We start from the raw sequence: 18,998 nt of genomic DNA, 5'->3' as shown, positions 1-18,998 counted from the left end.
AAAATTCAGTTATGGCCATAGCAGCATTTCTTAAATTGTTCACTCCCAAGGACAAGGTTTTTTATTCTCTTTTCGAAGAAGTGGCCAATACGGTGGCCAAGATGGGGAAACTTATGAAAGAGGTGGTGAGTGAGTCGGATTTTGATAAGCGCGCCGCTCTCATTGCCCGGATGGAAGATTTTGAACATGTGAATGATGATCTTACCCACAAGATCTTCACCGAGTTAGGCCGCAACTTCATTACTCCTTTTGACCGTGAAGACATCCATTATCTGGCAACATCACTGGATGATATTGCTGACTATATATATGCATCTGCTAAAAAGATCAACTTTTACAAGGTAAACCCAAATGATCCGGGAATACAGAAGATGGCTGATCTGATTGAGCAAAGCGCTGACCAGATCCGCAATGCGGTGATAGAGTTGAGGAATATGAAGAACATGCGTCTCATCACAGACGCTCTTGTGAAAGTGAATAGTATTGAGAACCAGGCAGATGATATATTCGATCTGAGCATCGACAGGCTTTTTGAAACAGAGCCTGACGCAAAAGAGGTTATCAAAAAACGCGAGATCTACCAGGTAATGGAGATAGTTACCGATAAATGCGAAGATGCTGCCAATGTGATCGAAAGTATAATTATCAAGTACGCTTAATGGTTCCTGCATAAAAATACCACCATGACATTTTTAGTAGTAATCATCGTATTGGCCCTGATCTTCGATTACATCAACGGTTTCCACGATGCAGCCAATTCCATAGCCACTATTGTTTCCACTAAAGTACTTACACCCTTCCAGGCGGTACTTTGGGCAGCAGTTTTCAACTTTGCAGCATTCTTTATATCAAAATACCTGATAGGTGAATTCAAGATTGGTAATACCATCGCGAAATCTGTTCATGAGAATTTCATTACACTGGATGTGATCTTTGCTGGGTTAATTGCCGCTATCACCTGGAACCTGCTCACATGGTGGTTTGGAATCCCTTCTTCTTCTTCCCATACATTATTGGGAGGATTTATTGGTGCAGCAATGGCACATGCCGGGGGGCTCACGCAAAACGGCGAACATGTTATCAATTATGTTAAGGTTATACCTACATTCCTTTTCATTTTCCTTGCTCCTGTAATCGGAATGATCATCGCATACATTATTACAGTGATCATACTTAACGTATGCCGGAATGTTATGCCTTATAAGGCGGAAAAATGGTTTCGCCGACTCCAGCTTGTTTCTTCTGCCCTTTTCAGTTTGGGGCATGGTGGCAACGATGCACAGAAAGTAATGGGAATCATTGGCGCGGCTGTTATCTTTTTTGAAATGCAGAATGGAAATCCGAGCTATACAACACTTGACCCCTCACATCGTTTCACCCATTTTGTAGAGGACTATTGGTGGGTACCGGTAGCAAGTTTTACCGCTATAGCATTGGGAACACTTAGCGGCGGATGGAAGATCGTTAAGACCATGGGAACACGTATCACCAAGGTTACCCCGCTTGAAGGTGTGAGTGCGGAAACAGCAGGTGCCGCCACCCTTTATCTTGCAGAAGCTGCGGGTATACCAGTTAGTACAACTCATACAATTACCGGCGCTATCATCGGGGTGGGTGCCACCAAGCGATTAAGTGCCGTGCGTTGGGGTGTTACTATCAACCTCTTATGGGCATGGATCCTGACCATTCCGGTGAGCGCTTTCATTGCAGCCGTAGTTTATTATGTATTGAGAGCTATCTTTTAACCGATCAGAAATTATTGATATTCATTATAAACTAACAAGAGCCCGTCCTTACCCGACGGGTTTTTTATTATCTTGCCCCCTCATTTAAAACGACTATGAAAGGAATCATCCTGGCCGGCGGCTCCGGCACCCGCCTGCATCCAATAACTTATGCGATCAGTAAACAAATCATGCCGGTGTACGATAAGCCCATGATCTATTACCCACTTTCCACACTTATGCTGGCAGGTATCCATGATATCCTTATTATATCAACACCGCACGACCTGCCACTTTTCAAAAAATTGTTTGGCGATGGTAACCAGTTGGGATTGAATATTTCTTATGCCGAACAGGCTGTTCCGAACGGTCTGGCCCAGGCATTTGTAATTGGGGCCGATTTTATCGGTAATGACAAGGTAGCGCTTGTGTTGGGTGACAATATATTCTATGGAATGGGATTGGGGAAGCAACTGGCAAATAATACAGATCCGGATGGGGGAATCGTATATGCCTACCATGTGAGTGACCCCGAACGATATGGGGTGGTGGAATTCGATAAAGACAATAACGTAATCTCGATTGAGGAAAAACCTACGGCGCCTAAGAGTAACTTTGCAGTACCCGGACTTTATTTTTACGATAACGAGGTGATCGGGATCGCAAAAAATCTCAAGCCCAGTCCAAGAGGTGAATATGAGATCACGGATGTAAACCGCGAATACCTTAAGAGGGGTAAGTTGAAAGTTTCCATTATGGACCGTGGAACGGCGTGGCTTGATACCGGAACATTTGACTCACTTATGCAGGCTTCCCAGTTTGTGCAGGTCATAGAACAGCGTCAGGGAATTAAGATAGCCTGTGTGGAGGAGATCGCATGGAGAAAAGGATTTATTGATGATGAGGCGCTGAAAAAGATTGCACAGCCGCTTATTAAAAGCGGTTATGGAGAATATCTGCTGGGACTTATTCATGAAAAAAAATAAAACATGTTCGAACATATGTTCGAACGTTCATCGAACATGTGTCAGACACCTAAACACAAACTATGAGTAAAATTCTTGTTACCGGCGGATGTGGCTATATCGGGTCCCATACCCTGGTTGACCTGATCGGTAGCGGTTTCGAAGTGATATCTGTTGATAACAATTCCCGATCTTCTCCGCGGATACTGGAAGGGGTGGAAAAAATCACCGGCCAGAAAATAAAAAACTACAAAGTTGACCTGTGTAATTTCGATGATACGTTTGCGATATTCCAGGAAAACACAGATATAGCTGGTATCATTCATTTTGCTGCCTACAAAGCGGTGGGAGAATCGGTTGCAGAACCGGTAATGTATTTTGAGAATAATCTTGTAAGCCTGCTTAACCTGCTCAAATGCGTGCAGGAATTTAAGGTTCCTTATTTTGTATTTTCTTCATCCTGTACAGTGTATGGAAATCCGGATGTTATTCCTGTTACGGAAACCACTCCACCGAAGCCTGCTGAATCGCCTTATGGCTATACCAAACAAATGGGTGAGCAGATCATCAATGAGTTTGCAAAGGTGAACCCCACACAATGCATCTTACTAAGGTATTTCAATCCCGTAGGAGCACATCCCAGTATCCAGATCGGGGAACTGCCGATCGGGAAACCTGCAAACCTGGTGCCCGCCATTACGCAAACCGCTATTGGCAAACTCCCGCAGATGACCGTATTCGGAAATGATTATGATACCCGTGATGGAAGCTGCCTGCGTGATTTTATCCATGTCTCCGATATCGCCCATGCACATACACTTTCGTTACAATACCTTATGGATGGCAAGAGCCAGAAGCACTGTGATGTTTTCAATCTTGGAACAGGCAATGGAGTTACCGTTCTGGAAGCCATCCGGGCATTTGAAAAAGTTAGCGGTGCAGCGTTGAACTATGCCATTGGACCTCGCAGGCCCGGAGATGTTATTGCCATCTATGCAAACAATGAGTACGCCGTAAAAGAGTTGGGATGGGAGATCAAATATTCACTGGAAGACATGATGGAAACAGCCTGGAAATGGGAACAGCGATTAAAGGCAGATGAAACACTTTACCTCTTACAGAATGCCAATTTGAATTAACCTTACCTTTGCAGGGCAAAAACCAAAACTACATGTTAAAAGATATACAGGTAACCGGTAAAAAAGATACAAGAAGCGGATTTGGGGATGGGATGACAGAACTGGGAAGAAATAATCCTAATGTAGTGGCGCTCACTGCCGACCTGGCGGGTTCACTAAAGCTACAGACGTTTATAAAAGAAAATCCAGATCGCTTTATTCAGTGTGGTATTGCTGAAGCCAATATGATTGGTATTGCGGCGGGACTTACCATTGGCGGTAAGATACCTTTCACCACAACTTTTGCGAATTTCTCTACCGGTCGTGTATATGACCAGATCAGGCAGTCGGTTGCTTATAGTGGAAAGAATGTGAAGATATGCGCTTCCCATGCGGGACTTACGCTTGGTGAAGATGGCGCCACGCACCAGATCCTGGAAGATATAGGCATGATGAAAATGTTACCCGGTATGACGGTAATTGTGCCCTGTGATTATGCGCAAACCAAGGCAGCTACCCTGGCTATAGCTGAATATGAAGGTCCGGTTTACCTGCGTTTCGGAAGGCCGGTATGGCCCATCTTTACAGAGGGAATGCCATTTGAAATCGGAAAGGCGCAAGTGTTCAGTGAAGGATCTGATATAAGTATTTTTGCCTGCGGGCATATGGTATGGAATGCTATTGAAGCCGGCCGAATTCTGGAAGAAAAAGGTATAAGTGTAGAAGTGATCAATATACATACGATCAAACCACTTGATGAAGAAGCCATCATCAGATCACTGAAAAAAACAGGTTGTGCCGTTACGGTGGAAGAGCATAATGTGCTGGGTGGAATGGGTGATTGTGTTGCACAGGTTGCAGCGCGCCATAATCCTGTCCCCATCGAATATATCGGAACCAATGATACCTTTGGTGAAAGTGGTACACCGATGCAATTGCTCGAGAAATATGGATTGAGCACCGAGAATATTGTTGCAGCAGCAGAGAAAGTGATGGCAAGAAAATAAAAAAGGCAAAATATATTTTATAAAAGAAACAACCGGCAATCCGGTTGTTTCTTGTTTTTAAACTTTCCATTCTGGGTTCAGTCTTATCTTTAGCAACAAAACAAGGAGCATGTCGATGGCCATCGAAGACAATGAGTTGCTGATTATGTTCCGGGAACCAGCTTCCCGGGAAAAGGCTTATACCAGTATCATAAAAAAATACCAGGAACGACTTTACTGGCATGTGAGGCGTATGGTAGTAGGTCATGAAGATGCCAACGATGTGTTGCAGAATGTGTTCATAAGAGTTTGGAACGGACTGGAAAATTTCAGGGAAGATGCCAAGCTTTATACCTGGCTGTACCGCGTGGCAACCAATGAATGCCTGACTTTTTTAGACCAGCAGAAAAGAAAGGCAACGGTATCTTTTGATGATTCTGAGGAAGGTTTGGGTAACCAGATCAAGGCTGATAAAGATTTTGATCCAAAGCAGATCGAGTGGAAATTGCAACTGGCCATCCAGAAATTGCCGGAAAAGCAGCGGATCGTTTTCAATCTCCGGTATTATGATGAGATGCCATATGAAGAGATGAGCCGGGTGCTTGAAACATCAGAAGGAGCTTTAAAAGCATCTTATCACCACGCAGTAAAAAAAATTGAAGATTACCTGTTGAATCATTAAACCTCCACTACCAAAATAGGTCTAAAAGGCGATGATACCCGATAATACCATATATGAAGAGATAAAGGCCATCAGTGATCTGGTGGCAGGCATTCCACGCCAGCTTCCCTATAGGGTTCCACCCGGGTACTTCGAAAATTTTGCGGAGAGAATGCTATTTCTTGCAAAAAACCATGAAGGAATCGGTTTTGAAGCAGGAGAGCCCGATCCCGCTGCCGAGTTGCAGCAACTATCACCTTTACTGGCAGGTTTATCCAAAAAATCACCTTTCCGGGTACCAGAAGGTTATTTTGATCAGGTTGCGGGGGAGGTCAATGCGGGTGTTTCAGCTCTGGAGCAGGCAAATGAGATATTAGAGACCCTCTCCCCCACTCTGGAAGCAGCCCGTCACCTTCAACCTTACAAGGTGCCGGATGGCTATTTTGAACAGTTTCCCCAGCTAATGCTTGAAAAAGCTACGGGAGTGAAGGTTACAGGGAAAGATATAGTTAAGCAGGAGGCGAAAGTAGTGGGAATGGGGCGGTCATGGTTCAGGTATGCTGCCGCCGCCGCAATCACAGGTTTGATCCTGATAAGTGCCTGGTGGTACAATCAGAACAATGACAGCAGCACAGAAATTGCAGGTTCCGGAACAATTTCCGCACAATTGCAGGCAGAGATCGATCAACTCAGTGATGATGTGATTTTTGATTATGCCGATTCTCTTCAATCGGTTTATCTGGGAACGGCCACAGCCTCCAATGCGGATCTTAGCGAACCGGTATTTCACTACTTACTTAATGATGTAAGTGACGAAGCACTGCAACAATATTTAGCTGAGCAACCCGGAAAGACCCTATAAACCAAAAACAAAAGATCATGAAACATATTTATATATTATTTGTGCTGGCTCTCACTCTCTCCACTGCTGTATTGGCGCAACAACCCAGGGAGGGTGAAAGGCTGGAAGCGTTGAAGATCGCCTACCTTACCAAGAAGCTTAATCTCACTGCGGAAGAAGCACAGCAATTCTGGCCGGTTTACAATAACTATATCGCTGAAACAAAACAAGCGAGGAATTCATTTCGCAATGGAAATGAATTAGAGCGGGAAGAGAAGATACTTGCTGTGCGGAAAAAATACCAGCCGCAATTCAGTAAAGCCTTATCGCCCGACCGTGCCAACCAATTCTTTAAAGCGGAAAAGGATTTTTACGGCTATGTACAGAAAGAGTTGATGGAAAGACGCCAGCAGCGGCAGGACAACCGTCCGCGACGTAATGGAAATGATAATGAATAATAATCAGCCTATCGGTGTTTTGATATCATGATAGAATAGAAATTTCCATCCTGCAGGATGGCCTTCCTGCCACCATTGCTGCCTGAGTTCCATCGCCTTTTTTCCATCATAATCATATTTGGCTGCAAACCTGCTTTTCATCTGCTGCAATTGTGGTGCATTATCGCCCCCGAAAAAAACAGTTTCGCCGCCATCAACAATCCTGAAAACCTGGTGGTAAGGACAATGCCCTCCTACCAACTGGTATTGGATATATCCTCCAATCACACCGTCTCCATCAAGTAAAACGACGTTAGGAGATAACTTCAGACATTCCAGTTCTTCTGTAATATAAGAAGCGGAGTCTTTCTCAAAGGCATAGTCCAGTTCTTTTTGCTGAACATAATAGGTGGCATTCGGAAATGAAATCACATGTTTTCCATTGGAGTCAAAACGGCTCACGCCACCCGCATGATCTTTATGCAGATGGCTCATCAATACTTTGGTAACCTCGCCGGGATTGATCCCAGCATCCATCAGATTCAGGTGTAATTGTGGCACTCCATCTTTCTCGAAACCCAGGCCTGTATCCAACAGCAACACGTCTTCTCCCGTCACTACCACGAATGGCTGTATCTCCACCAGGAGGCTTCCCTTGGGCCTGTCCTGCAGCTCATGCGAACGCTCATCAAAAGGAACAAACTGCTTTGTGCCATCAATGGTGAAACTGCCTTCGGAAAGAGAGAGAATAGTCATGTAAGAGGTAAGATTTAAGATTTAAGATTTAACGAAGGACCATTTGGCGGTCGGCATCGAGCCTAACGAGAATGAATAATAATATTGTGAACGTAAGCAGTGATGTTCCACCATAACTGATAAATGGAAGTGGAATACCAATGACGGGTGCGAGGCCAATGGTCATGCAGATATTAATGGCGATATGAAAAAAGAAAATGGAAGCCACACCATATGCGTAACATCTGCTGAATACACTTCGCTGTCGTTCTGCAATGGTAATGATACGCATCAGCAGCAAAAAGTAAATTGATAGCAGGACCAGGCTTCCCAGAAAACCGAAACCTTCGCCTATTGTACAGAAAATAAAATCCGTTCGCTGCTCCGGAACAAAGTCATAGCGGGTCTGCGTTCCTTTCAGCAGGCCCTTACCGGCAAATCCGCCGGAGCCAATGGCAATCTTACTCTGCCGCACATTATAATCACCTCCATCATCCTTTTTCTTTGCATCAGGTGCCTGGGCAATTTCCATGGCCTCACTGGCATCTTTGGGAACATAATCTTTACCAATGGTGTCGTAAATTCTTTTTACCTGGTAAGGTTGCATTATATTATCAAAAATGTAGGGCACTGCGAAACGTTGTACACCAACCGCAACAAACCATATTCCCATTATTATCACCAGCAATTGTCTCTGCCTTTTGATCTGCCTTCGCATGATATATATGGCGATGGCTGCAGCGGCCGTAAGAATGATTGCCAGGATATTGGGATCAACGAGTAAGGTAGCCACCACCAGTGCAGCCAATGAGAATCCGATGATGAGGACAGCCGCTGGCAACCCCTCCCTGAACATCACGAGGAAGAATGAGAAATACACCAATGCAAGTCCGGTTTCCTGTTGGAGAATAGTTATGAATGCGGGAGTGACGGCTATTGCTGTAGCGATCAGTTGCGAACGCGTTTTGGAGAAATCAGTATCCACTCGACTCAGGTATTTTGCCAGTGCGAGGTTTACAAATACTTTGCAGAGTTCGGCAGGCTGTAGCTGAAATCCTCCGAAGCGCATAATGGATCTCGTTCCTTTCACTTCCGTATGAAAGGGAAACACCAATAGTAAGAGCAGGATTCCAAACGCATACCAGAGATTGGCCGTGGCCGTAAAGAATTTGCTGTCTGTAAGTAAAATGAAAACGGCCAGTACAGCACCAATGCCAACATACAATAGTTGGCGGCTATAATCGGTTTTGAGTGACAGGAAGGTCTGGATCACCGATTCCCCTTCTGTATAGGTAGTAGCGAAAATACTGAGTACACCGATGCTCACAAGCAGTATGTAAAGCCATACAACCAGCCAGTCGACACCTTTCGATATATCTGGTTTTCGTTGATTCATAACAGTTATACGGATGTAGATTTAATTTTTTGTTGCTGAGGAAGGATGGCCTCTAAACCTGTTCTTGTAGTTCTTGTTTCGGGCCTTGGAGCAGGTGATGGCAGCTTCTCATCTTTATAGCGCTTGAGACTGTCGGGTGTGGCCGAATGTTTGCGCATGAATTTACGGATAACACTTGTATCATTGGTACGCTTGAACCAGTTCCAGGCCCTGGTTGAATCTGCTTTATACTGCTCACGGATAATCCATGAAGGCATCAGGTCAGTAGATGCTATTCTTTCTACTTCTTTTACGCGCTCCGGCCTTAAGGTATCGTTAAGGTATTTCTCCATCATCAGCGCAGCAATTGGTCCGGCCCATGTACCTCCATATCCAGCGTTCTCAACTATAACTGCAATAGCGATCTTCGGATTTTCACGGGGGGCGAAACATACAAAAACAGAGTTGTCTTTAAGTTTGGTACGCTTGCCATCAATAACGCGGTAGTTTTCTGCAGTTCCTGTTTTTGCGCACACGTTGATACCAGGCAACTTTGCCATACGGGCCGTGCCTATTTCAACCACATCCTGCATGCCCGAAATAACTGCTTCATATGCATCGTCGGAAATACTGGTAAGTGGTGAGTGCTTTTTCCGGAAGGCATTCATGATTGTATCTTCAGGTGATTCTTCATCTATCTTCTCCACGAAATGCGGAGTAAAATAATAGCCTTTATTGGCTATGATACACATCGAATTGGCCAGCTGAAGCGGTGTTGCCAGCATCATATCCTGCCCTATACCCAGCGTTAGATTTGTACAGGAGCTCCAGGAGTTCCTGTAAACTTTATTGTATACCGAGCTGTCGGGGATATTACCCTTATCCTCGCTGGGGAGGTCAACCCCTACCCTAACCCCCAGGTCGAAATTGTTCATATAACCTTTCCATTTCTGGTATCCTTTCTTTACGCCTCCATGTCTGTTAGCGTCTACTGATAATCGGTAGATATGGGTAAAATAGGAGTTGCATGAATTCGCAATAGCGAGGCGAAGATTGGCGGCATGCCCCGGATTATTGTGGGTACATTTTACCGGTCTCGCACATCCATAGTAGGCGCCACTGCATCCTATGCCAAACGAAGGTGTGATAATACCTTCATCTAAAGCGACCAGTGCCCCCAGCGGCTTGAAGGTAGAGCCGGGTGGGTATTGACCCTTGATGGCACGGTTCAGCAAGGGGCTGCTGACATCGAGAAAAAGTTTATTAAAATTCTGTTGCTTCTCCGGACCGGTTAACATGTTCGGATCAAAGTTGGGGCCTGATACCATGGCGATGATGCCACCAGTTTTGGGCTCGATAGCCACTGCAGCTCCAACTTTTCCCTGCATCAGTTTTTCGGCCAGTTGCTGTACTTCAATATCAATATAAGTGCGCAGGTTTCTGCCGGCAATAGCGGCAGTATCAAAGGCGCCCTCTTCATATTTGCCCACCAGCCTGTTCTTGTTGTCTTTGATCATGTATTCAACACCTCGCCTTCCCATCAGTACATGCTCATAAAAAGATTCCAATCCAGTTTTACCTACATAGTCGCCCAACCTGTAGAAACCATCTGAACGCTTGATATTTCCTGAATCTGCTTCACCGATATAGCCCATTATATGTGCTGCAGCATTGAAGGGATAGGTACGTACCGGCCTTTCCACCAATGCGAAGCCGGGAAATTTGTAGATATTCTCTTCCAGCCTGGCATGAACCTGGGGAGGGAGGAGATCTTCGAATATACTTGGACGATAGCGTCCATTTTTTATGATGGCGGTGATAACTCTTTTACGGAATTCAGCCGTATCGATATCCAGCAGCTGGCAGAGATAGGTTGTATCCACACCTTTGATCTGTGTTGGTGTTACTTCCAGATCATACATGATAGTATTATTGAGGATAGCTTTTCCTTTTCTGTCATAAATGATTCCACGGTCGGGGTATTTTACCTTTGGATAAACAGCATTATTGAACGCAAGAGCCTGGTACTTATTAGAAAAAAGCTGGAGGTTGGTCAGCTGGGCAAGCATCACGACAAATACCCCCGCAATAATAAGGCGGATAACAGTTGAACGTGATTGGTTGAAAACAGACATGAGGGAGGTAAGAATTAAGAGGTAAGAGGTAAGAGTTGAGGTAAGATTTAAGAATTAAGATTTAAGATTTGACAAAATTAATCATGTGCACCCAAGTAAAGGTAAGTATGCAACAATAAAGAAAACTAACGATTTAATCCCCCACAAAACCGCAGTACATCCTCCACGTAATTCTTACCTCTTAAATCTTACTTCTTACCTACACGGCGTTGGTTCTGTACCTTTCTTTGCGGTAGAACAAAAGTTCAGTAATAAGTATAAGAAGGAGGCTTACGGCCGTTGTTGCAAATACTTTACCGAGGAAGTACCAGAAGTTGCCGAACTGCATCCATTCAAGGAAAACCAGGTAGCCATGGTGAAGAACGGTAAGCACCAGAACAAAAACCGAATAGGGTGCCCATCCCATACTGGCAGGAGAAGGCGCGCCATAGCTTTGTTCAGCACCTTCCTGGCGAATCAGCAGGTTTACGAGGAATGGTCTGATATAAGCAATGAATACACAGGCCGCAGCATGAAGCCCGGGAGTTACCAGGAAATAATCGAGCGATAGCCCGAACAGAAAGGCTACCACCATAAGCCAGGTACGGCCCATATTGAAAGGCAGCCAGAGAATGTATAAAAAATAGAGGTATGGAACCACAAACTGATGCAGCGGTGGAATCTTGTGCAGGACGAATACCTGCACGAGGATAAAAACAATAAAGCGGATAGTATTTTTTACCAGGTCACTCATTTGTTTTTCTTGTTGCTTTTTCGAGCGCTGTTTGTTCTTCCATTTGTTTATTCTGAACTACATATACATATTGTATCGTAGAAAAATTTGTAGCCGTGCGTAACCGGAGGTTGAGAAAATTAGTACTTGGATCACTGATGGCGGTATCAACAGTTCCGATCAGGATATTGGGTGGAAATATCGAGGACAGATCACTTGTTAGAACGGAATCCCCTTTATTGACCTTGATGTTCTTGGGGATGTTCCGCATCTGTACAAAGCGTGGGTTCACACCATCCCAGCTAACGGATCCACGTTCTTCAGATCCTTTGAGTTTACCATCCACTTTAAATTGCCTGCTGATCATGCTCATTACTGTGGCGAAATTATTGCTAACATTCACCACCCTGCCAACGATACCCCTTGATCCGATCACGGCCATATCAACTGCTACACCCTGGTTGGAGCCCCGATGCAGGGTAAAGAAATTGGTTTGCGTAGTAACAAAACTCCCAACTACACGGGCATCAAGATAAGTGTATTTCTGGTATGGCTTAAGACTGTCAACACGAATGGAATCCACCACGATCCTGCTGCTGGTATCGGCGGGCTGGTAATTAGACCGAAGCATCTCACGAAGGGAAACGTTTTCCTTCACGAGAACTTCGTTGGCTTTTTTAAGTTTGAAGTAGTATTCAACCGTATTATAGCGGTCATTGATGCTTCCCGTTATTTCACTGGCTACGCCCATGGCCGCCGCCTCATGAAATTTGTTATAACGGAAGAGAAAGGACAATGCAAGCACCTGCAGCGCCAGGAAAAAAATGAAATTGAAATAGCGCCGGATGAACAGAAAGATATTACGCATAGCAGCCTCCTCTTATCAAATTTATGCTTCTAACCCGCTCCTTTATCAGCGCATCACAAACGGATACCGGTCATAATTTTTAAGTGCGATCCCCGTTCCGCGAACAACGCTTTTCAGTGGATCGTCGGCCACATGCACCGGAAGTTTTATTTTCTGGCTAAGGCGTTTGTCGAGCCCTCTCAGCAAAGCTCCACCGCCTGTGATATAGAGCCCACGGCGATATATATCCGCTGCCAGTTCCGGTGGTGTGGTTTCCAGTGCCTTGAGGATGGCCTCCTCAATTTTGAAAATGCTTTTATCGAGTGCTTCGGCGATCTCCTGGTAGCTTACCATGATCTGTTTTGGAATTCCTGTAACCAGGTCGCGACCATTAACAGGAATATCGTCGGGTGGATTTTCGAGGTCCTTCATCGCGGCTCCGATCTGGATCTTGATCTGTTCTGCAGTCCTTTCACCGATCAGGAGACTATGGTAACGGCGAAGGGCTTCCATGATATCGGCTGTAAATTCATCACCGGCAATACGGATGCTTTGGTCACAAACGATACCTGCAAGCGCAATTACCGTGATACCCGTTGTACCACCACCAATATCAATGATCATGTTACCCACGGGTTCCTCCACATCAATACCTATACCCAGTGCAGCCGCCATTGGCTCATGGATAAGGTAAACTTCCTTGGCGCCTGCCTGTTCTGCGCTATCGCGTACAGCACGCTTTTCAACTTCCGTGATGGAAGAAGGAATGCATATCATCATGCGCCATGAAGGAGGAAAAAGAGGTTTTTTGGGGTAGATCATCTTGATCATCTCACGGATCATGAGCTCGGCAGCATTGAAATCAGCGATAACACCATCTTTGAGTGGCCTTACCGTCCGGATGCTTTCATGCGTCTTCTCGTGCATCATCAGGGCGCGCTTACCTACGGCAAGAACATTTTTCGGGTTGTTCCGGTCAAGTGCCACTATGGAAGGCTCGTTGACCACAATCTCGTCGTTATGTATGATAAGGGTATTAGCAGTACCCAGATCCATGGCGATTTCCTGGGTCAGAAAATTGAATAATCCCATTTTATGCGGTCAGATTTTTAGTCAGGATATAATGTGAGCAAAATTGGAGGAAATAATCCGATTTATCAAAGTAGTATTCATTGATTATCACCAATTTTTTCACAATTAGCCAACTATCGCAAAAGAAGTGCCGAAATAAGTTCGTAAAGGCTTTTTGCGCACATCAATTACTTTCGCCATATGTCAACCGGGAGTGTAAACATCAATCGAACAGTCTGGATTTTGGCGATGGTAAGCCTGTTCGCAGATTTTGCGAGTGAAATGCTTTACCCCATTGTGCCGGTATATCTCAAAGAAATCGGGTTTTCAATAGCACTGATAGGTGTTCTTGAAGGGATAGCAGAATTTGTGGTGGGACTAACAAAAGGTTATTTCGGAAACTTATCGGATCAACGAGGGCGGAGACTTCCCTTTGTACGCATGGGATATGCACTCAGTGCCATCTCAAAACCACTCATGGCTTTTTTCATATATCCCGTCTGGATATTTTTTGCAAGAACTATCGACCGGCTTGGCAAAGGTATGCGCAGTGCTGCCAGGGATGCAATATTGGCCGGGGAAAGTACCCCTCACACACGGGCGAGAGTTTTTGGGTTTCACCGGGGATGGGATACCGTTGGTGCAATTCTGGGCCCTTCCGCTGCCCTTGCCTTCCTGCATTTTTATCCCGGCGCTTACCGCCCCTTGTTCTTTTGGGCATTTATCCCAGGTGTTATTTCTGTTGCTTTACTATTCATGTTACATGAGAAAAAGATCATTAAACATGAAAAAGAAAAAACTCTGCATCCAAAAAAAGCCATCCCCTTCTTTTCCTTTTTTTCTTTCTGGCGAGAGGGAAGTCAACAATATCGCAGACTTGTTATTGGATTACTCCTGTTTGCGTTAGCCAATAGTTCCGATGCATTTCTTTTATTGCAGGCAAAAGCCATCACCGGATCCGATACTATAACTATCAGTGCTTATATCTTCTACAATATCATCTATGCAGCCGCTGCCTTTCCAATGGGAATGCTGGCAGACCGATGGGGATTGAAAAAAACTATTCTGGGGGGAATGACTTTATTTGTAGTTGTGTATTCAGGTTTTGCATATATGAGTTGGAATGGAGAGAAAAGCGATTATGTGATGCTGATCTTTATATTATTTCTCCTGTACGGTCTTTATGCCGCGGCCACCGAAGGCATTTCGAAAGCATTGATCAGCAACCTCGTTGATCGCAATAAAACAGCCACCGCACTTGGCTTATATGGGTCATTACAAAGTATCTGCACCTTATTATCCAGCAGCATGGCAGGTTTTATCTGGATGCTCCGGGGCGCCTCTTTCACATTCCTGGCAGCGGCGATACTGGCCATCTCATCTATAATTTGGTTGCTGCTGGTACCTGTAAGGAATGAATCATCCTCACATGACAGTTAACTTCGGTAAAGTATTTCCGAAACAATTTCACCTAACCCTATCCGGTATACTTTTATAATCCGCCATGCCCCGTATAAAGACTCAGCGGCTTATCAAGTTCGAGGGCAAGGACAGACATATATTCGTCTTTCACCGTTGCGGGTATATCAATGAATACCAGGCCGGGAACCTGGCTCCAGGAGATCTTTCCGACGATTTTGTGCTCCAGTGTTTGGCCTGATCCCACTACCCTTATTTTTTTGATCGTATTCTTCAAACCCTTGACCATCACCGATCCCGATGGCTTGCCCGTTAAGAAAAGATAAAGAACCGTGGAATCTTTAGAGATGGTGGAAGGCCCATAAAAATGACCCTGCGGCATTCCTCCCAGCGAACCAAATATTGCCTCTTCATGTTTTTTATTCCACCTGCCCAGTTCTTTAAGAACTGTAACTTGTTGCGGGGGAATTGTCCCATCTTCTTTAGGTCCGATATCGAGTAAGAGATTGCCACCGCTGCCGATGGCATCAGCAAAAATATGAATGATCTCAGAAGGCGTTTTCCAGTTGGTGTCAGTATGCTGGTAGCCCCAATTATTATTAATGGTCATACAAAGCTCCCACCATTTTCCTTTGGGCCGGGTGATAGGTGTATTCTGTTCAGGCGTGTCATAATCACCATAGCCTGCCAGTCTCGCATTAATGATGGCAGATGGTTTCTTACTCAGAATTGCTGAGCGTATACCCGAGGCATTCCATTCTGCTGCACTATGTTCCCAATCGCCATCGAACCACCACAGATCGGGACGGAACTGGCTAGATACTTCATTGATCTGTGCGAGATTAAAAGCAAGGAATCTATTCCATCTTAAAGAGTCTTCCTGCACTTTATAACGGGAGCTGTCGCGAAGAAAGCCAGGGTAATCAGGATGCGACCAATCGATCAAAGAAAAATAAGCCCCGCGTTTGATATTGCGTTTATCCAATGCTGCAAAAAATGGGGTGAGCAGATCGCGGCGGGCGCGCGTATCTTTCACAACATTATAATGATTTTGTTTGCTGGGCCATAAGGCAACACCATCATGGTGTTTGGTAGTGATGACAGCATAGCGGGCACCACTTTCGCGGATCAGTTCTGCCCACTGTTCCGGATCATAACGGGAGGCTGTGAAGCCGCCTAACTGCTTCATATAATCGCTGTGGCTGATCTTGCGATTGTGAAAGCTCCAGCTCTCATCAATACCATTCACTGCATAGATTCCCCAGTGGATGAATATGCCAAGTTTGGCATCAGCAAACCATTGCATCTTTGAGCTATCTGCACAAGGATCAGCCGTTTTTTCCCTTGCCACCTGCCCCTCAGTTTGCTGCACAACAACCCCTGTTTGCGCAGGTAATGTTGTAACTGCCATAACTGCTGTAAACAGAAGAATCGTAACCGAAAATTTCATAAGCAATCATTTAGTTTGTAACTGAAAAAGGCAGAAGTATCAGGAATGAGACAGAAAGCCCAAACGTTTTTCCGTTTCCTTATCAAGGGAAGGCAGGCGCCTGCGCTCTACCAAAAAGCTTGTCAGCTGGGCGATCTCCCTGAAGATATAATGTTTGTCAACCGCCCCTTTAAGATAATCCTTTCCTGTACTCCCACCAGTGCCCACCCGGGTTCCGATCATACGGTGTACCATATTCATATGCCGATATCGCCAGGTGCTGAGCTGCTCATCGATCTCGAGTAAAACATTAAGCAGTTGAAAGGGCTGCTGAAGCATGGGGTAACCGCGGTAGAGCATAATAAAAAGAGCTGCCCTGCATGCTCTTGGTGAGAGCTGTCGAATAGAACCAGAGGAATTTCCAGTAGCTGCATCCTCATTTGGAATGCTGGAGGTGGTATCAGTGTATTCTCCAAATACTGATTCAAAGCCCTGCAGATTTGCTAATTCTTTTTCAGTCAGGCTCGACCGGTAGACAGCTGAATAATCAGCAAACCAATCAGGTGACTGGTCAAGAAATGGCATTCGTTCGAGCCATTGATTAAGCAGACTTATGAGGGGTTGTTCAGATTCTACCTGTTTGATCAAAGCAACCTGCTCCGGACGTAATTGCGAAGTATAATACTCCTGTCCGTGGCGCTGCATGAATTGCAGTCCCAGCCTGGCTTCCAGCGCCTTGAATTGCCAGCTTTGGAAACCCGATGCCGGCCGGAGCATATCACGGAAATCAAGAAAATCCATGGGTGTCATTGTTTCCATAATATCGATCTGGTGTACCAATACTTTTAAAATGGTAACAGAACGCTGGAGCCTATGGACCACGATTTGTAATTCTGGTGAATTATCATTGAGTTCAGGCTGCTTCATTATGGTATTCACTGATTCCACCTCATACATCACCTGTTTGAACCATAATTCATAAGCCTGGTGGATAATGATGAATAACATTTCATCATGCGCGGGTTGCTGCAATAAATCACTTTCAGGTTGTTGTGCATTAAGAATCTTATCAAGCTGCAGGTAATCAGAATAATGAACGTTTTTCATGATCAGGACTTATTGCTTTCAGAAAACTCATACCCAATATCTTTCCGGAAATACATACCATCGAAAGATATTGTGTTCAGTGCCTGTTTTGACAAAGCAACTGCTTCTCCAACAGATTCACCATAAGAAGTAACGCAGAGTACACGACCGCCGGCAGTAAACACCTCTCCTTCTTTTTCTACAGTTCCTGCATGGAAGAGGAGACTGGCGGGAGGAAGCTGCGCATCAAGCCCCTTAATAAGTTTACCCTTTTCATAATCACCCGGATATCCTCCACTTACAGCCATAACGGTGCAGGCTACCCGCGGATCCTGTACTACAGTAACCTTATCCAATTCGCCATTGGCAGTAGCCAAAAGAAGTTCCACGAGGTCATTCTGCAGGCGGGGCATAACTACTTCCGTTTCGGGATCACCCATCCGGCAATTGTATTCAATAACAAAGGGTTCTTCATTTACCTTTATCAGTCCCACGAAAATGAAACCTTTATAATCAATACGTTCTTCCTGTAAGCCAGCCACCGTGGGCCTTACCACTCTTTCAATCACTTTTTTCATGAAAATATCATTGGCAAAAGGAACCGGACTAACAGCGCCCATGCCTCCTGTATTTAGTCCGGTATCAGCTTCTCCGATACGCTTATAATCCTTTGCATCGGGCAGCAATACATAGTTCTTGCCATCGGTGAGTACGAAGACGCTCATTTCTATTCCGCTTAAAAATTCTTCGATCACCACTTTTTTAGACGCATCCCCAAACTTTTCCTCTTTGATCATCTCTTCAAATTCCTTAGCAGCTTCATCGTGATCATTTAATATGAGAACACCTTTACCCGCGGCCAAGCCATCCGCTTTCAATACGATGGGAAGTGTATGCTGTTTAATATAAAGAAGACCTTCTTCAAAGCTGGCTGCATCAAATTCACGGTAAGCAGCGGTGGGTATTTTATGGCGATCCATGAATGCTTTGGCAAAGGCTTTTGATCCTTCTAATTGTGCACCATAGAGGGAGGGACCGATAATTGACATTAGTGCGCCGCTCTTAAGGGCCACCGGATGCATGCGGAAATAATCCACAATTCCCTTTACTAATGGTTCTTCCGGCCCAACAAGGATCATGTCAACGGATTCATCCATACAGAATTGGCGGATCTGCCGGAACTCCGTCAATTTCAGGTCAACATTGGTGCCGCACTGGGCTGTACCGGCATTACCCGGGGCAATGAATAAACGGTCGCAAAGCGGGCTCTTGGCCATTTTCCAGGCCATTGCATGCTCGCGGCCACCAGATCCGAGTAATAATATATTCATGATAATTCTTTCTTATATAAATGAGCCGGATCAACCAATCCGGCTGCGAAAATAGAGAAATGCGTTCAAAAGCTCATCCGGTAGCACTCATACGGATTTTATCCTTATTTTGGCCCATCCAAACAA

At 45.0% G+C, this 18,998-nt stretch carries 18 protein-coding genes; 9 read left to right on the top strand and 9 right to left on the bottom strand.

What is annotated here, in order from left to right:
• Positions 1–11: 11 nt before the first annotated feature.
• The 8 genes from HY58_RS02260 (at position 12) to HY58_RS02225 (ending at position 6,753) form a co-directional block, all read left to right on the top strand.
• On the top strand, positions 12–659 hold the full coding sequence (locus HY58_RS02260) for a DUF47 domain-containing protein (RefSeq protein WP_039127010.1): 648 nt from the start codon (positions 12–14) through the stop codon (positions 657–659).
• A 24-nt stretch (positions 660–683) separates the two neighbouring features.
• Positions 684–1,745, top strand: a complete 1,062-nt coding sequence (locus HY58_RS02255) for an inorganic phosphate transporter (protein ID WP_039127006.1) — start codon at positions 684–686, stop codon at positions 1,743–1,745.
• A 95-nt stretch (positions 1,746–1,840) separates the two neighbouring features.
• A complete protein-coding gene (gene rfbA / locus HY58_RS02250; protein ID WP_039127003.1) occupies positions 1,841–2,710 on the top strand; it encodes a glucose-1-phosphate thymidylyltransferase RfbA in 870 nt (289 codons plus the stop codon).
• Positions 2,711–2,772: 62 nt separating this feature from the next.
• The gene (gene galE, locus HY58_RS02245; protein ID WP_039127000.1) at positions 2,773–3,828 is read left to right on the top strand and encodes a UDP-glucose 4-epimerase GalE; all 1,056 of its coding nucleotides are present in this window, start codon (positions 2,773–2,775) and stop codon (positions 3,826–3,828) included.
• A 32-nt stretch (positions 3,829–3,860) separates the two neighbouring features.
• Entirely contained in the window at positions 3,861–4,814 is a 954-nt protein-coding gene (locus HY58_RS02240; RefSeq protein ID WP_039126995.1) for a transketolase family protein, read from the top strand.
• A 109-nt stretch (positions 4,815–4,923) separates the two neighbouring features.
• Positions 4,924–5,475, top strand: a complete 552-nt coding sequence (locus tag HY58_RS02235) for an RNA polymerase sigma factor (protein ID WP_039126992.1) — start codon at positions 4,924–4,926, stop codon at positions 5,473–5,475.
• 31 nt (positions 5,476–5,506) lie between these two features.
• Positions 5,507–6,316, top strand: a complete 810-nt coding sequence (locus HY58_RS02230) for a hypothetical protein (protein ID WP_039126990.1) — start codon at positions 5,507–5,509, stop codon at positions 6,314–6,316.
• 17 nt (positions 6,317–6,333) lie between these two features.
• Positions 6,334–6,753 carry a hypothetical protein gene (locus tag HY58_RS02225; RefSeq protein ID WP_039126988.1) on the top strand — a complete coding sequence of 140 codons (420 nt, stop codon included), beginning with the start codon at positions 6,334–6,336 and terminating at the stop codon, positions 6,751–6,753.
• A gap of 3 nt (positions 6,754–6,756) precedes the next feature.
• On the opposite strand, the gene HY58_RS02220 is transcribed toward HY58_RS02225, so the two are convergent.
• From HY58_RS02220 to HY58_RS02195, 6 genes are all read right to left on the bottom strand, one after another.
• Positions 6,757–7,488 (bottom strand): MBL fold metallo-hydrolase, encoded by a 732-nt coding sequence (locus HY58_RS02220; RefSeq protein ID WP_039126986.1) that lies wholly within the window; start codon positions 7,486–7,488, stop codon positions 6,757–6,759.
• A 28-nt stretch (positions 7,489–7,516) separates the two neighbouring features.
• Entirely contained in the window at positions 7,517–8,863 is a 1,347-nt protein-coding gene (gene rodA, locus HY58_RS02215) for a rod shape-determining protein RodA (RefSeq protein WP_039126984.1), read from the bottom strand.
• 5 nt (positions 8,864–8,868) lie between these two features.
• A complete protein-coding gene (mrdA, locus tag HY58_RS02210) occupies positions 8,869–10,977 on the bottom strand; it encodes a penicillin-binding protein 2 (RefSeq protein WP_072037561.1) in 2,109 nt (702 codons plus the stop codon).
• A 199-nt stretch (positions 10,978–11,176) separates the two neighbouring features.
• A complete protein-coding gene (locus HY58_RS02205) occupies positions 11,177–11,710 on the bottom strand; it encodes a hypothetical protein (protein WP_039126981.1) in 534 nt (177 codons plus the stop codon).
• On the bottom strand, positions 11,703–12,557 hold the full coding sequence (gene mreC / locus HY58_RS02200; RefSeq protein WP_039126978.1) for a rod shape-determining protein MreC: 855 nt from the start codon (positions 12,555–12,557) through the stop codon (positions 11,703–11,705). Before mreC ends, HY58_RS02205 begins: the two co-directional genes overlap by 8 nt.
• A 45-nt stretch (positions 12,558–12,602) precedes the next feature.
• On the bottom strand, positions 12,603–13,628 hold the full coding sequence (locus HY58_RS02195) for a rod shape-determining protein (RefSeq protein ID WP_039126975.1): 1,026 nt from the start codon (positions 13,626–13,628) through the stop codon (positions 12,603–12,605).
• 180 nt (positions 13,629–13,808) lie between these two features.
• Here HY58_RS02195 and HY58_RS02190 point away from each other — a divergent pair, with 180 nt between their 5' ends.
• A complete protein-coding gene (locus HY58_RS02190) occupies positions 13,809–15,047 on the top strand; it encodes an MFS transporter (RefSeq protein WP_039126972.1) in 1,239 nt (412 codons plus the stop codon).
• 52 nt (positions 15,048–15,099) lie between these two features.
• Here HY58_RS02190 and HY58_RS02185 read toward each other — a convergent pair whose 3' ends face one another.
• Genes HY58_RS02185 through purD form a run of 3 tightly spaced genes read right to left on the bottom strand, consistent with a single transcriptional unit; the run spans position 15,100 to position 18,872 of the window.
• Complete coding sequence (locus tag HY58_RS02185; protein WP_039126969.1) at positions 15,100–16,476, bottom strand: alpha-L-fucosidase; 1,377 nt, start codon at positions 16,474–16,476, stop codon at positions 15,100–15,102.
• A gap of 39 nt (positions 16,477–16,515) precedes the next feature.
• Positions 16,516–17,562 carry a tryptophan 2,3-dioxygenase gene (locus tag HY58_RS02180; protein WP_039126967.1) on the bottom strand — a complete coding sequence of 349 codons (1,047 nt, stop codon included), beginning with the start codon at positions 17,560–17,562 and terminating at the stop codon, positions 16,516–16,518.
• 2 nt (positions 17,563–17,564) lie between these two features.
• Positions 17,565–18,872 carry a phosphoribosylamine--glycine ligase gene (gene purD, locus HY58_RS02175; RefSeq protein WP_039126965.1) on the bottom strand — a complete coding sequence of 436 codons (1,308 nt, stop codon included), beginning with the start codon at positions 18,870–18,872 and terminating at the stop codon, positions 17,565–17,567.
• Positions 18,873–18,998 lie beyond the last annotated feature (126 nt).

Origin of the sequence: Flavihumibacter sp. ZG627, from assembly GCF_000814325.1 — a bacterium.
Taxonomy (GTDB): domain Bacteria; phylum Bacteroidota; class Bacteroidia; order Chitinophagales; family Chitinophagaceae; genus Flavihumibacter.
The sequence above is the reverse complement of the archived record's forward strand: the minus strand, read 5'-3'. Positions and strand labels throughout refer to the sequence as shown.

What these genes read in the sequence shown, in the direction of transcription:
- HY58_RS02260 (WP_039127010.1), top strand. Translation starts at nt 12, where the DNA reads ATGGCCATAGCAGCATTTCTTAAATTGTTCACTCCCAAGGACAAGGTT.
- HY58_RS02255 (WP_039127006.1), top strand. Translation starts at nt 684, where the DNA reads ATGACATTTTTAGTAGTAATCATCGTATTGGCCCTGATCTTCGATTAC.
- rfbA (WP_039127003.1), top strand. Translation starts at nt 1,841, where the DNA reads ATGAAAGGAATCATCCTGGCCGGCGGCTCCGGCACCCGCCTGCATCCA.
- galE (WP_039127000.1), top strand. Translation starts at nt 2,773, where the DNA reads ATGAGTAAAATTCTTGTTACCGGCGGATGTGGCTATATCGGGTCCCAT.
- HY58_RS02240 (WP_039126995.1), top strand. Translation starts at nt 3,861, where the DNA reads ATGTTAAAAGATATACAGGTAACCGGTAAAAAAGATACAAGAAGCGGA.
- HY58_RS02235 (WP_039126992.1), top strand. Translation starts at nt 4,924, where the DNA reads ATGTCGATGGCCATCGAAGACAATGAGTTGCTGATTATGTTCCGGGAA.
- HY58_RS02230 (WP_039126990.1), top strand. Translation starts at nt 5,507, where the DNA reads ATGATACCCGATAATACCATATATGAAGAGATAAAGGCCATCAGTGAT.
- HY58_RS02225 (WP_039126988.1), top strand. Translation starts at nt 6,334, where the DNA reads ATGAAACATATTTATATATTATTTGTGCTGGCTCTCACTCTCTCCACT.
- HY58_RS02220 (WP_039126986.1), bottom strand. Translation starts at nt 7,488, where the DNA reads ATGACTATTCTCTCTCTTTCCGAAGGCAGTTTCACCATTGATGGCACA.
- rodA (WP_039126984.1), bottom strand. Translation starts at nt 8,863, where the DNA reads ATGAATCAACGAAAACCAGATATATCGAAAGGTGTCGACTGGCTGGTT.
- mrdA (WP_072037561.1), bottom strand. Translation starts at nt 10,977, where the DNA reads ATGTCTGTTTTCAACCAATCACGTTCAACTGTTATCCGCCTTATTATT.
- HY58_RS02205 (WP_039126981.1), bottom strand. Translation starts at nt 11,710, where the DNA reads ATGAGTGACCTGGTAAAAAATACTATCCGCTTTATTGTTTTTATCCTC.
- mreC (WP_039126978.1), bottom strand. Translation starts at nt 12,557, where the DNA reads ATGCGTAATATCTTTCTGTTCATCCGGCGCTATTTCAATTTCATTTTT.
- HY58_RS02195 (WP_039126975.1), bottom strand. Translation starts at nt 13,628, where the DNA reads ATGGGATTATTCAATTTTCTGACCCAGGAAATCGCCATGGATCTGGGT.
- HY58_RS02190 (WP_039126972.1), top strand. Translation starts at nt 13,809, where the DNA reads ATGTCAACCGGGAGTGTAAACATCAATCGAACAGTCTGGATTTTGGCG.
- HY58_RS02185 (WP_039126969.1), bottom strand. Translation starts at nt 16,476, where the DNA reads ATGAAATTTTCGGTTACGATTCTTCTGTTTACAGCAGTTATGGCAGTT.
- HY58_RS02180 (WP_039126967.1), bottom strand. Translation starts at nt 17,562, where the DNA reads ATGAAAAACGTTCATTATTCTGATTACCTGCAGCTTGATAAGATTCTT.
- purD (WP_039126965.1), bottom strand. Translation starts at nt 18,872, where the DNA reads ATGAATATATTATTACTCGGATCTGGTGGCCGCGAGCATGCAATGGCC.